12 protein-coding genes are annotated in these 13,146 nt (G+C 31.4%); 6 read left to right on the top strand and 6 right to left on the bottom strand.

The genetic code is table 11. The features are described 5' to 3' along the window. Positions 1-22: 22 nt before the first annotated feature. Positions 23-502, bottom strand: coding sequence for a spore coat protein (locus B7R65_RS16950; RefSeq protein ID WP_088044020.1), 480 nt, complete (start codon positions 500-502; stop codon positions 23-25). 222 nt (positions 503-724) lie between these two features. Between B7R65_RS16950 and B7R65_RS16945 the strand changes: the two genes are divergently transcribed. Continuing rightward, positions 725-1,186: a DinB family protein gene (locus B7R65_RS16945; protein ID WP_088044019.1), complete on the top strand. Its 462-nt coding sequence runs from the start codon at positions 725-727 to the stop codon at positions 1,184-1,186. 121 nt (positions 1,187-1,307) lie between these two features. On the opposite strand, the gene B7R65_RS16940 is transcribed toward B7R65_RS16945, so the two are convergent. Both B7R65_RS16940 and B7R65_RS16935 read right to left on the bottom strand, forming a co-directional pair. Continuing rightward, entirely contained in the window at positions 1,308-1,652 is a 345-nt protein-coding gene (locus tag B7R65_RS16940; RefSeq protein ID WP_088044018.1) for a DUF3905 domain-containing protein, read from the bottom strand. A gap of 144 nt (positions 1,653-1,796) precedes the next feature. Then, entirely contained in the window at positions 1,797-3,539 is a 1,743-nt protein-coding gene (locus B7R65_RS16935) for a B12-binding domain-containing radical SAM protein (protein WP_088044017.1), read from the bottom strand. A 426-nt stretch (positions 3,540-3,965) separates the two neighbouring features. Here B7R65_RS16935 and mtnB point away from each other — a divergent pair, with 426 nt between their 5' ends. The 3 genes from mtnB to B7R65_RS16920 all read left to right on the top strand — a co-directional run bounded on the left by mtnB (position 3,966) and on the right by B7R65_RS16920 (position 5,998). Further along, a complete protein-coding gene (gene mtnB, locus B7R65_RS16930; RefSeq protein WP_088044016.1) occupies positions 3,966-4,601 on the top strand; it encodes a methylthioribulose 1-phosphate dehydratase in 636 nt (211 codons plus the stop codon). 690 nt (positions 4,602-5,291) lie between these two features. Beyond that, positions 5,292-5,501 carry an aspartyl-phosphate phosphatase Spo0E family protein gene (locus B7R65_RS16925; protein WP_088044015.1) on the top strand — a complete coding sequence of 70 codons (210 nt, stop codon included), beginning with the start codon at positions 5,292-5,294 and terminating at the stop codon, positions 5,499-5,501. A 50-nt stretch (positions 5,502-5,551) separates the two neighbouring features. Continuing rightward, entirely contained in the window at positions 5,552-5,998 is a 447-nt protein-coding gene (locus B7R65_RS16920; protein ID WP_088044014.1) for a MarR family winged helix-turn-helix transcriptional regulator, read from the top strand. Between the two features lie 32 nt (positions 5,999-6,030). Here B7R65_RS16920 and motB read toward each other — a convergent pair whose 3' ends face one another. Continuing rightward, entirely contained in the window at positions 6,031-6,783 is a 753-nt protein-coding gene (motB, locus tag B7R65_RS16915; protein ID WP_088044013.1) for a flagellar motor protein MotB, read from the bottom strand. Continuing rightward, positions 6,776-7,567 carry a flagellar motor stator protein MotA gene (gene motA / locus B7R65_RS16910; RefSeq protein ID WP_088044012.1) on the bottom strand — a complete coding sequence of 264 codons (792 nt, stop codon included), beginning with the start codon at positions 7,565-7,567 and terminating at the stop codon, positions 6,776-6,778. Before motA ends, motB begins: the two co-directional genes overlap by 8 nt. A 311-nt stretch (positions 7,568-7,878) precedes the next feature. Here motA and B7R65_RS16905 point away from each other — a divergent pair, with 311 nt between their 5' ends. Continuing rightward, positions 7,879-9,573: a M3 family oligoendopeptidase gene (locus tag B7R65_RS16905; RefSeq protein ID WP_088044011.1), complete on the top strand. Its 1,695-nt coding sequence runs from the start codon at positions 7,879-7,881 to the stop codon at positions 9,571-9,573. A 90-nt stretch (positions 9,574-9,663) separates the two neighbouring features. On the opposite strand, the gene B7R65_RS16900 is transcribed toward B7R65_RS16905, so the two are convergent. After that, positions 9,664-12,747 carry an efflux RND transporter permease subunit gene (locus tag B7R65_RS16900; protein WP_088044010.1) on the bottom strand — a complete coding sequence of 1,028 codons (3,084 nt, stop codon included), beginning with the start codon at positions 12,745-12,747 and terminating at the stop codon, positions 9,664-9,666. Positions 12,748-12,959: 212 nt separating this feature from the next. Here B7R65_RS16900 and B7R65_RS21835 point away from each other — a divergent pair, with 212 nt between their 5' ends. Further along, the gene (locus B7R65_RS21835) at positions 12,960-13,070 is read left to right on the top strand and encodes a DUF6254 family protein (protein ID WP_256941376.1); all 111 of its coding nucleotides are present in this window, start codon (positions 12,960-12,962) and stop codon (positions 13,068-13,070) included. Positions 13,071-13,146 lie beyond the last annotated feature (76 nt).

Genomic DNA, 13,146 nt, shown 5'->3' with positions numbered 1-13,146 from the left:
GACGTAAAATACGTCCATTTTTTTAATATGTCATTTTGAGTACATCAGCTGCTTTTTTCGCATCATTTTCGATTAATTTATTTATATTATAAGCGGAATATTCACCTTGTTTAGATAGATAATTATAGATTTGTGTATGCATGTCAATCACGGCAAGTAATTGTTTAACAAATACATCTCTAAGTTCTGCTGTAGCCGTTTCTGTAATTGCATGTGAGTACATTTTGATTAACACCTTAGTAGCTGATAGTAGATCTTCAGCTGACATTTCACTTGCTAATTTATCAGAGGCCGCATCCCTTTGTCCGACTGTAATATTACTCATGAACTGGAGTAAATCTCTTAAATTATTCTCCAACTTCCCGATTGACATCTTATATAATTCTTTTAACCCAGGATCAGATATATTTTTTATGTTTGTTTTAAGCTTATAAAGATAATAAGTTGTTGCTGCCACAATCTCATGTAATTCCATGGTTTCATGCCATGCTAATGTTCTCATTTTGTCCCTCCTATTCTGTACCACTTTATATTTATTCTAAAATTCTTCGTACTATGACAGTTGAGTGCTGTAAAAAGTAGATGAAGTAAGTTAAAAAGGTAAGTAAGGATCATAAAATGAAAAAAGTATGAATGTTGAGACAGGTATGTTGTACGATGTTAAAGTATAGTAGAAGATAGTTTTCCATGGTTTAAATTGAGTTGAAAAAGGGAGGCTTTAGTTTTGTATATAGAGAATGTAATCCATCAATTGAGGTTTTCAGTCGAAAGTGTATTGCATATGGTAAATAGGTTAGATCATAATGATATGAATTTTCGTCTCCTTGAGGAAAAGAAATCAATCGGGGAGTTAGTTCAACATTTATGTGAATTAATTGAAGCGGATTTATTAATAAGTAAGGGAACTTTAAAAGAAGAAATGAATCAATATTATCAATCAGTCAATTGTCGCTCAATAGATGAAATGAAAAAACTTTTAACAAGTGGACTGAAATCTTTAGAGTCAGAGTATTCAATCCTTACAGAAGAAGAATTGGCAAAAAAAGTTTCCTCTTACTGGGGAGTGGAATATACCAGGTTTGAATGGTTATTAGAGATTTTAGTCCATTTTACGCATCATCGAGCGCAATTACATATGTTAATTTCTATGAAATATAGAGATTTAAATGTGATGTTGTTCGAATAATATTAAAAGTTAAAAAGAAAAGAGCAAAGTTAAGGGGATAGTAAGTGTCAAGAGAAACAAAAGTATGTGGTACTTTCAATTCTTTCATCCTCTAAACGTAATTCCCTTAACTCTACTCGTATTAATCTCTAGTTTCATGCTGTGGATGCATAAATTGTTTCGTTGGTTCTCTTTTTTTTGTTTCTAATAAATCTGTATTCTCTTCAGTTGCCCAACCAATATCATTTGTTGGATGAATCCATTCATCACCTGCCATTATAGAGGGATCAACATCATCTGACCAGTTATTTAACGGTGAATTAGGCGAGCTGTATTTACTATCTCCAATGACGACACCCTGTGAGTTAATAAACGGCTCTTCCATTTTAATTTCAGTACCTTTAAACGAAGGGAAATTAGAAATATGTGGTAAGGTTTCGTTTAATACTGGAGATTCAACTGTTTGTTCTTCCTTTTTTCGATTCATTTTTATCACCTCGTCTTCATTAATATTGTTTGCTATTTAAAAAAATTAAATACAAAAGGACAGAAATCTATTTTAGAACCGCACCTTCAATTGTTCATCATATAATCAATTGGGATGCAGTTAATAGATTCTGTCCTATTTAGGTTATGCCTCTAAAGTGAAAAATGTTGGCTTTAATGTTTTCGGTGAAAAATATACAAGCATTGCGTAACTTCCAGTTCGAAATTCTTTTGTTTTTAAGAAATGTTCAACATCAAATGAAAGTGGTTCAACCAATGTATGTTTATATAGTTCTTTTTCATTTAATTCTAAATCAATAAAATCATTTCCTAAGACTTCAGGTTGCTCGATGACTCTTTTATAAACTGATTTTGTAAACTCATGTTCAGTTAAATCGTCCCACCATGGTTTACGAGGTTTGTATTTATGATTTAAATAATAATCTAATTTCATAATATCTTTGGTAAGTGATTTATATTTGATTGAATAATGATTTAAAAATTCGTTTAATCGCTTAAATAAATCTTCAAGCTGGTGTCCAATTCTAGACCAGCCACGCTCTTCCCAATATGAACCAAATTGTTGGAAGAAATCAAATGGACTTTCAAATTCGTGACCAATTAAATACTCAATTGTATTATTTGTTCGGTGATCATTCCAATATTTTTCTAAAACATCTTCAACCTGTTTAATTTTCACGATGTCTTCAAATGAAAGGATATTATTACCTAATACTTCATAAGGTGCATAATCCATATATACATAATCATGTTCATGGGCTCTTAATCGTACACCAGTCCCACGTAGCATTTTTAAAAATCCAAGCTGTAATTCTTCAGGGCGTAAAGCGAAAACATCATTAAATGTTTGACGGAATGAATTATAGTCTTCCTCAGGTAACCCTGCTATTAAATCTAAATGTTGATCGATTTTTTCACCATCACGAACTAGAGTAACAGTACGGCAAAGTTTTTCGAAGTTTTGTCTTCGCATTACTAGCTCATTTGTCGCATCATTAGTTGATTGGACCCCAATCTCAAATCGAAATAAACCTTTAGGTGCATTTTCATTTAAAAACTCAATAACCTCAGGTCGCATGATATCACCAGTTATTTCAAATTGGAAAACTGTACCTGGGACATGTTCATCAATTAAGAATTGAAACATATCCATGGCATAACTTCGACTAATATTAAAAGTTCGATCGACAAATTTAAATACCTTTGCTCCATTAGCCATAAGGTAACGAATGTCGTCCTTAATGACTTCACGATTAAAATAGCGTACGCCTACTTCAATAGAAGATAAACAAAATTGGCAATTAAATGGACAGCCACGGCTCGTTTCAATATATTGAATTCTCTTACCTAGAAAAGGGAGATCCTCTTTAAACCTATACGGTGAAGGAAGAGAAGTTAAATCAAGTTTCTCAGTTTGAGGTTTAATAATGTTTTTGCCTTCATCTCTATAACCTATCCCACTTATTTTCGTAAAAGGTTCATTATTTTCGATGGCTTGGAGTAACTTCTTAACTGTTATTTCTCCTTCACCAACTACAACAACGTCAATTTCCTTTACACGATCTAACCAATAATTTACATCATAGCTTACTTCAGGTCCACCAACAAAAATGGTAACGGAAGGATCGATTTTTTTATACATTTGAATTACTTCGATTGTTTGTTCTATATTCCAAATATAACAACTAAAGCCAACTATTTTCGGCTTGCGTTTATATAAATCAGTAATGATATTTAGGCTTGGGTCTTTAATCGTATATTCTGCAAGGTCAATCTCATATTCAGGCTGAGCATAGGCTTTAATATACCTAATGCCTAAGTTAGTATGGATATACTTTGCATTTAAAGTTGCTAAAACTGCTTTCATTTGAATACCTCGTTCTTTATTATTGTCGATTTATTTTATCATAAATTAAAAGAATATCTAAATTAGTGAACAAATGTTTTTTTATCATACTAATCATCACCTTTTAACTTAATGTTCATATAATTTACTACACACAAAAAAGTTTCCCTAGGGAAAGAAGGGACTGTAAAATGAAAAAGAAAGTTATTTTTTTCACATATATTTGCAGTAAAATTGGAGTCCTGTCTAAACAGGAAGTAAAAAAAGTATTAAATGATTAATTGATATCAAAAAAAGTGAAATGTTGTAGATAATTGAAGGTTGTTCATTTACTTAGAACTATTGACAATGAAGTCTGAAACATGACATAATTCCATTAAATAGTAAGAATAGTTTGAATTTTTAACGGTGTAACTATAGATAGTCTAATTATATGGAGGTGTAAGGATGAGTATATTTTTAGAACAATGGAAAAAGCTTGCAAATATTAAGTGCGATTTAGCAAAAAGAGATTGGTTTTTCGGTACAAGTGGTAATTTATCAATGAAGATTTCAGATGATCCATTATTATTTCTTGTAACAGCAGATGAAAAGGATAAAAGGGACCGATGTGATGAGGAGTTTATTGTCGTAAATGATCTAGGCGAACCGGTATTTGATACATTATTGAAGCCTTCAATCGAAACACTTATTCATGCTAATATATATGAAAGAACATCTGCTACTTGTGTGCTACATGTACATACGGTAGATAATAATATCATTTCTGAACTATTCGGAGATGAAGGTAAGGTCGAACTTGAGAATAATGAGTTGATTCATATTTTAACGGGTTCTTATTTGGAAAATAAAATAACAGTTCCAATTATTGAAAATGCACAAGATATGGACACATTTAAACGTTCATACACACCATTTTTAACAAATGATTTTGGAGCGGTACTTGTTAGAAATCATGGGATAACAGTATGGGGACGGTCACCACTTGAAACCAAAAAATGGTTAGAAGGAATTGAATTTTTAATTAGTTATAAAGTAAAATTAATGATGATTCAAGGCCATAAAATTAAAGCAGGTAATTAGACAACAAAAACTGAAATGTATTGGTAACTTGATTCCAATCATTTCAGTTTTTTATTTTATAATTTATATTGGCTTTTTTCTAAAGGACTACTGTTTTTAAAAACAAAGTTTACAAAAACCATTATTTTAAAAGTTCCCTTTTAAGGAGTGCTTTTTAGAACTGTTTTATTATTGCATTCTGATAATAAAAGAAAATGATTGAAACGGAAGGTGCGATACTCCTGTGGGAGAAGTCGGACAGGTGAGACCCCGCAGACGCGAATGCGGCGATGAGGCTCGACACCTGCCCCACGGAAAGCGAGCATCCTGGAGTGGAGATAGATCAACAACAACAAAAAGTTACGACAAGTTTCATTCAATAGGTTTTCTTTTTTTAGAAATCCAATAAATGCAGTAATATATATAGAAGCTTTTTAAATGAAAGTTTAAGATTTAACTGATTTATGGTAAGATTATATCAAAAATAATCATTATAAGAAGGAATTCGTAGAAAGTCGTCTAATTTAATAAAGTAAGAATGAATATTTCATAAACTAATAAAAGACCTACTAAGTAAATCTTAGTAGGTTTCATATTGCTTGTATCTTTATATGTAAAAAAAGATAAAATGGTTATTATATCTAAACATTCTATTAAGCCATCTCAAGTGTAGAATAAAAATAATAATCCTGAAGAAGGGAAAATAGATTAATGAATGAATCTCAATTAAACCATTTATTAGTATCAATCTCATTAAAACGAGAAGAAATGGTATTTTTTGCAGAAACTAAAGGATTAAATGAACAATTGACTTTAAGAGCAAGCCAAGAATTGGACGAGCTAATTGTTTCATATCAAAAGGTATTCCAGAGAAAATCAAATCAAACCTTTTCTTTGGAAAATCGTAATATGAATCAATAATTAATTCATAAAATAGATAGAGTTATCGAAGTGAAAGAAGGGGTTTTGGTATGAATCATACAAATAGAGAAGAGATTGAACTTTCTTTAAAGCTATTTATTGTATTGTCTCGTGCGCATCGGAAAATAAATGATTCTGCAAATAAATCTATTGCTGAATTTAATTTAAATCCAACTGAATTTGCTGTTTTGGAATTATTGTATCATAAGGGAAATCAGCCACTTCAGCATATTGGTGAAAAAATTCTCATTGCGAGCGGAAGCATTACATATGTAGTAGACAAGCTAGAAAAAAAGGGATTAGTCGTACGAAATCCATGTAGCGAAGATCGAAGAGTAATCTATGCAGAAATAACATCGAGCGGAAATGAATTAATGAATGAGATTTTTCCAATTCATGAACAATTCTTGCATGAACAGATGAGTGATCTTTCGGATGAAGAAAAAAACTTCTTAATTCATTTATTAAAGAAAATAGGCTATCATGAATCAAATTAAAAAAGCTCATTGATTAATGAGCTTTTTTAAATTTAATTTGTTTTTGGATTTTTGTCATGTGGTAGCACTAAAATTTCAACACGTCTATTTTTTGCTCTACCTTTATTCGTGTGATTACTAGCAATTGGTTGATATTCTCCATAACCTTTTGCGCTAAAAAGTTGTGGTTTAAGATGTTTATTTTCTAACATGATTTTCATAAAGTTTACAGCACGCGTTACACTTAAATCCCAGTTATCTTGAAACAAATCATTTTTGATCGGTACATTATCCGTGTGTCCAGAAATTATGACACTTAATGGAGGGTTTGAAATTAATAAACTTGAGATTTGTGTTGCGATACTTTTTTCATCAGTACGTACTATTGCACTACCTGAATCAAATAATACATCATTTGTAATGGTAATTAATAAACCTTCATCTGTTAATTGAGTTTTTAAGCTGCCTTGTAGTTTACTTCTAGCAATATACTTATCAATTTTATCTTTCATTTCTTGTAAATCTTTTTGAGATGTTGCACCTTGTCCTTTTTTATCTTCATCATTTTTATTATTATTTGCTTGACTAGGTTCGCTTTCAGCAGGGTAGGTCATCACGCCTGTTCCGCCACTAAATATTGTCGTGAAAGATTCTGAGATTTGTTTGAACTTTGTTGCATCAACATTACTTGAGGCAAATAAGACAATAAAAAGAGCTAATAATAAAGTTAATAAATCCGCGTAAGGGATAAGCCAACTTTCATCAATATGTTCTTCATGGTCGTGATTTTTTCGCTTCTTACTCATCCATTTTCTCTCCACCTGAATTGATTAACAAACGGTCCTTAATAGGTAAGTATACTGCTAATTTTTGCTCAATTAATCTTGGAGGTTGACCTTCTAATACTGATAAAATACCTTCAATCATAATTTCTTTTCTTTTAATTTCTGATTTAGATTTACGTTTTAACTTATTTGCAAATGGATGCCAAAGTACATAACCTGTAAAAATACCCATTAATGTTGCTACGAAAGCTGCGGCAATTGCGTGACCTAATAAATTTGTATCACTCAAATTACCAAGTGCTGCGATAAGACCTACAACTGCACCTAGTACGCCAAGAGTTGGAGCGTATGTGCCAGCTTGTGTAAAAATTAGGGCTCCTGCATTATGTCTTTCTTTCATTGCATCAATTTCTTCATCTAAAACGTCTCTAATATATTCAGGTGATTGTCCGTCAATTGCTAATGTTAATCCTGATTTTAAAAATGGATCTTCGATTTCATTTAGTTTTGCTTCTAACGCTAATAATCCGTCTCTTCTAGCTACAACTGCTAAATCAGAAAACAATTGAATAACATCAAGGACACTTTCTTTTTCTTCGTTTCCAAAAATGATTTTAAATAATGATGGAATTCGTTTTAATTCACTTGTTGGAAATGCAATTGATACAGCTGCAATAGTTCCAGCGATAATAATAAGTATAGCTGCTGGATTCATAAGTACAGAAGGTGAAACACCTTTCAGTACCATTCCAACTCCTACTGCAATAAATCCTAAAATAATACCTATAATCGAGCTTTTATCCATAGTCCCCAATGTTCCTCTCTCTATTAAATCTTTATGTCTAAGTAAATTATGTCTAATTTGCAGTTTATTTGTATAAAAATGTAAAAATTTCTCTAAATTTATTGTAAGTATTCAAAAAATAAAGGAAAAGGTTAATTTGTATCATTTTTCAAACAAGATAAACTGACCTTCTATATTACTATCGGTTAAAAATAATACTTATCTAGTTCTAAGATAATAATTTTAAATTTTCAGATTTTTATTAAATTTTGGTTTTTTTACTTGTCTTTTTTATATATAATAGCAATATCACACAAAATGGAGGGATAAAGATGGGATTTCAAGATTACCAATATTCAAGACCAAATATGAAAAACATAAAAGAAGAATTTAAAAAACTATTACAAAACTTTTATGATGCTTCCACTGTATACGAACAAGAATTAGCGATGAATGAAATTAATGATATGAGAAATGAATTTAGTACAATGGAAAATATTTGTGCTGTACGCCATTCTGTTGATACGAATGATAAATTTTATGAAGAAGAACAGGCATTTTTTGATGAGAATACACCAATTGTTCAATCTTATGGCCAACAATATTATAAAGCACTAATTGGTTCCCCTTTTAGAGAACAGCTTGAAGAAAAGTACGGCGAACAATTATTTGCACTTGCTGAATGTGAAGTGAAAATCTTAAATGAAGAAGTCATTCCAGATTTACAGGAAGAAAATAAATTAACAACTGAGTATGCTAAGTTAGTGGCCGCTGCAAAACTACCTTTTTATGGTGAAGTGAAAACATTAGCACAAATTTCAGCTTATTTTGAGGATAAAGATAGGGAAGTACGAAAAGTAGCATATGATACATACTTTGGATACTTCTCAGAGAACCAAGAGAAATTCGATGAGATTTATGATAAATTAGTTAAAATCCGTTCTGGAATTGCAAAGAAACTAGGTTTTAAGAATTTTGTTGAATTAGGTTACACTCGTATGTTAAGGACCGATTATAATGCAACTGATGTAAAGAAATTTAGAGATCAAGTTTATGAGACAATTGTTCCAATTGCAACTGAATTAAGAGAGCGTCAAGCAAATCGAATTGGTGTTGATAAACTTTATTATTTTGATGATAAATTTGAGTTTGTCACTGGGAATGCAACACCAAAAGGTAATCCTGAGTGGATTATTGAGAATGGTAAAAAAATGTATGATGAACTATCAAAAGAAACAAGTGAATTCTTCCAATTTATGCTAGATGAGAACCTACTTGATTTAGTCGCAAAAGAAGGTAAGCAAGGTGGAGGATATTGTACGTATATCCCTAACTATAAAGCGCCATTTATTTTCTCTAATTTTAATGGGACATCAGGTGATGTCGATGTACTGACACATGAAGCAGGTCATGCGTTTCAAGTATATGAGAGTAGAAAATTTAATACACCTGAATATAATTGGCCGACATATGAGGCTTGTGAGATCCATTCAATGAGTATGGAATTCTTCACTTGGCCATGGCAAGAGAATTTCTTTAAAGAAGATACTGAAAAATATTATTTTACTCATTTGAGCAGTGCAGTAACATTTATTAGCTATGGAGTAGCTGTGGATGAGTTCCAGCACGCAATCTATGAGAACCCTGAATTATCTAAAGAAGAGCGCCATAGCTTATGGAAGAATATTGAGGATAAATATTTACCGCACCGAGTAAATGATGGAAATAGTTATTTAGAAAAAGGTGGACTATGGCAGAGACAAGGTCATATTTATCAATCGCCATTCTATTATATTGACTATACGCTAGCTCAAATTTGTGCGTTGCAATTTTGGAATAAAATGCACGAGGACCGTGATGCAGCCTGGTCGGATTATGTGGGACTATGTCAACTAGGCGGAAGTAAATCGTTTTTAGGATTAGTAAGTGATGCAAAACTGGAATCTCCATTTAAAGAAGGATGTATTGAACAAACATTGGAGCCAGTTAGAAAATGGCTAGATTCAGTAAATGACAGTAATTTATAAAAAAGTTTCGACCCAGATTGGGTCGAAGCTTTTTTGTTTAATAAGAAAGAAAAAAGAGAAAGTTTACAAACTTTCTCTTTTCAATTCTATTTAGTTATTTACTACTTTAGCAGGTCGGTCAGTTTTCAGTGATTTCTTTTTTCTACTTGAGAAAAATAATTCGTAAACAACTGGTATGAACACTAATGTTAATAAAGTAGAAGATGTTAAACCACCTATTACTGTAATTGCTAATCCTTTCGAAATTAACGTTCCTGTAGATGTTGTTAATGCTAAAGGTAAAAGTGCTGCAATTGTCGCAAAGGCTGTCATTAAGATTGGACGAAGTCGAGTTTTACCACCTTCAATAATAGCTTGACGAAGAGGTAATTGTTTCTGTTCAATATTTTGACCTATACGATCAACTAATACAATGGCGTTTGTAGTAACAATACCAATTAACATTAATAAACCAATCATTACGCTTATTGATAAAGGTTCACCTGCTATGAATAAAGCTACAAACGAGCCAATCGGTACGAACACTAACGCAGAAAGGATAATAAATGGAATACGAGCTTTACCAAATGCGATTAGCATCGTTAAGTAAACTAATCCAATGGCAACTCCCATAGCTACTCCTAAATCCTTAAATGTTTGCATCGTATCATCACTACCGCCACCGCCTTCAAGCGACACATCAGAAGGCAAATCAACGTTTTTCTTAACCCCATTTATTACTTCATTCGTCACTGTTGCGATATCTTTGCCCTTTATTTGAGCAGAAACTTTCGCAAATACTTTCCCATCTGATTTTTGGATAGCAGAGAATGTTTCAACTGATTTAACGTCGGCTACGTCAGCTAATTTTATAGGGCCTAATTTGCCGAATAAAGCGATATTTTTAATATCATCTATTTTAGTAAGATTCTTATCATATGTTATTTGTACATTCTGGTCTTTTCCATCTAATTTTAGAGTACCCATATTTACTGGATTTGTTTGATCAGCAACTAAACCTAAAATCATACTTGATGATATACCATTTTCAGAAGCTTTTTTCTCATCCACTGATACAATTACTTGTTTTTGTTTCTCAGAGAAATTATTTGTTACATATTTTAAATCATTATTTTTCTTCATATATTCTTCAACCTTTTTTGCACTTTCTTGAAGTGCAACAAGATTTGTTGAATATAGATTGATATCTACATTATTGTTTGAAGGAGGGCCACTTGACGAATTTTCTTGAAGCCCAACTTTTGCCCCTTTAACTTCCGAAGTAGCAACTTTTTCCATTTTGCTTTTTGTATTTTCAATGAAAGTGTCAACATCAGCACTGTCTTTTAAATTAATAAAATAACTTGCTTTGTTTTCAGTTTTTAAGCCAGTCATAAAGTCTCTGCTACCAACACCGGTAGAAACTTCTTTTACTTCTTTCATATTTAAGAACATATTTTCGATTTTAAGAGATACATCATTTGTCTTTTCTAATGATGTTGATGAAGGTAATTCTAATTGTGCAATGATTGCTCTTGAAGCCTCATTAGGAATAAAAGTGAAACCTAATCTGCCTACAAGTGAAAATGAGCCTGCAAGTAAAACAATAGCTAATAGGATAACTACCCACTTACGATTTAATGATTTTTCGATTACTTTTCCGTACCAAATTTGTAATTTTTCTTCTTTTTCTTCAGGTGGTACTTTCTTAAAAGAATAACGTGCAAGTATAGGAACAATTGTTATAGATACTAAAAGAGAAGCAAGTAGAGAAAAAACAATTGTTAAAGCAAATGGTAAGAAAATCTTACTAGTAAAACCACCAACAACACCTAGTGGTAAAAATACTACGATTGTTGTAATTGTTGAAGAAGTAATCGCCTTTAAAATTTCCTTTGTAGATGAAAGAATTAGTTCGTTTGAAATTCCTTCTTTTGATTTTCGAATACGTCGGAAGATATTTTCAATTACTACGATACTATCATCAACAACACGACCAACTGCAACTGCCATACCACCAAGTGTCATAATATTTAAAGTGATATCTAGTCGAAGTAAGAAGATAGACGTGATCAATAATGATAATGGAATAGAAATGATTGCTATGAATGTTGCACGGAAGTTTCTTAAAAAGATTAATACAGCCAGCGAAGCAAAAATAGCACCTAATAGACCTTCTTTAACAAGGGATTCTACAGATTGTTTTACGCCTTCTGCTGAGCTATATCCAACCTTATAAGTAATATCTTTTTTATATTTCTTTAATACTTTAATAACTTTATCAGCCACTTCAACTGTATTTGCATCCTGCTTTTTAGTAATTGCCATTGAAATGGAATCATTTTTGTTATATCGAATTAATTCATCCTGAGATTCAACTGATTCAATCTTAGCTATATCACTTAATAATACTTTTGGTTGAGTTTTTGTTGCATTTTGGTTTGTAGAAGTAGAATCAAAATTTGTTGCTTGTAATTCTAAGTTCTTTAACTTTTCAACCGTATCTATTTTTTCCTCAACACGAATTGGAACATTAATATCACCGTCAGTGATTTTACCAGCTGGGAAAGAAAGTAGCTTTGCATTTATTTGATCTTTTATTCCAGAAAGCGAAAGTCCTAAATTGGCAATCTTTTGTTTATCTACTTCAATGGATAGAGAAGTAGATTTTCCACCACCAATTGTTACACTGTTTACACCCTCAATTTTATTTAAGGAAGGAACGATCTCGTCATTTAATAATTTTTCAATGTCTGACTCATTTTTGGAAAACAATGATAGGTAGTATATTGGAAATGACCCAAACGAAAAGCGGTCTACTTTTGATGTTGTATTTTCAGGTAAACCAGCATCCTTTATAGTCGTATTGATCTGTTGTTCAACTTTATCCATATCAGTATTAAATGGAAATTCTAAATTAATTACTGAGACACTTTCAAAAGAAGAACTAGAAAGTGTTTTTAAACCTTCAATTGACTTAAATGAGTTTTCAAGTTTTGATGTGATTTTTTCGTTAACATCTTCTGGTGCAGTACCTGGATAAATTACTTGAACTGAAATTGCAGGAAACTCTATATCTGGAAGTTCCTCTACTTTTAATTTTGAGTAAGAGTATAGTCCACCAAATATTAATAAAAATGAAATGATGAATACAGCTGCTGAATTTTTCAAACTAAATTTTGTTAAAAAGTTCATAAATTACCTTCCTTTCTAATTATGGTAATTATTTTAAATCATACTGATTTGTTTTACAGAATTTTCAAAATAATATCACCGGTCTTGTGTCTTGTTTGTGTTAATGGTTTTAAATATTTTTAATACTTATGTAAGAAAATTGTTTACATATATTCTACCAATTAGTGAAAGGATAAAGTGACTAGAAATTACTTTTTACGGAGGGAACAATTATGACAAAATCTAAGAAAGAAAAGGAACGATTCTGGAATGAAAGAAAAACGAACCAACAACCGCATGAGAAAGTAAAATCTTTTAAAGAATTGGACAAAGAAACTAAATAACTCACTCCTTTCATTTATTTCTAAAAGGTTTTGTCCAACTATAATCAAACTATCAAACATTCACGTTAACAAGTGT

The sequence above is a fragment of the Bacillus sp. EAC genome, assembly GCF_002156875.1.
Classification (GTDB): Bacteria; Bacillota; Bacilli; order Bacillales; family Bacillaceae_G; genus Gottfriedia.
The sequence above is the reverse complement of the archived record's forward strand: the minus strand, read 5'-3'. Positions and strand labels throughout refer to the sequence as shown.

What these genes read in the sequence shown, in the direction of transcription:
- B7R65_RS16950 (WP_088044020.1), bottom strand. Translation starts at nt 502, where the DNA reads ATGAGAACATTAGCATGGCATGAAACCATGGAATTACATGAGATTGTG.
- B7R65_RS16940 (WP_088044018.1), bottom strand. Translation starts at nt 1,652, where the DNA reads ATGAATCGAAAAAAGGAAGAACAAACAGTTGAATCTCCAGTATTAAAC.
- B7R65_RS16935 (WP_088044017.1), bottom strand. Translation starts at nt 3,539, where the DNA reads ATGAAAGCAGTTTTAGCAACTTTAAATGCAAAGTATATCCATACTAAC.
- mtnB (WP_088044016.1), top strand. Translation starts at nt 3,966, where the DNA reads ATGAGTATATTTTTAGAACAATGGAAAAAGCTTGCAAATATTAAGTGC.
- B7R65_RS16925 (WP_088044015.1), top strand. Translation starts at nt 5,292, where the DNA reads ATGAATGAATCTCAATTAAACCATTTATTAGTATCAATCTCATTAAAA.
- B7R65_RS16920 (WP_088044014.1), top strand. Translation starts at nt 5,552, where the DNA reads ATGAATCATACAAATAGAGAAGAGATTGAACTTTCTTTAAAGCTATTT.
- motB (WP_088044013.1), bottom strand. Translation starts at nt 6,783, where the DNA reads ATGAGTAAGAAGCGAAAAAATCACGACCATGAAGAACATATTGATGAA.
- motA (WP_088044012.1), bottom strand. Translation starts at nt 7,567, where the DNA reads ATGGATAAAAGCTCGATTATAGGTATTATTTTAGGATTTATTGCAGTA.
- B7R65_RS16905 (WP_088044011.1), top strand. Translation starts at nt 7,879, where the DNA reads ATGGGATTTCAAGATTACCAATATTCAAGACCAAATATGAAAAACATA.
- B7R65_RS16900 (WP_088044010.1), bottom strand. Translation starts at nt 12,747, where the DNA reads ATGAACTTTTTAACAAAATTTAGTTTGAAAAATTCAGCAGCTGTATTC.
- B7R65_RS21835 (WP_256941376.1), top strand. Translation starts at nt 12,960, where the DNA reads ATGACAAAATCTAAGAAAGAAAAGGAACGATTCTGGAATGAAAGAAAA.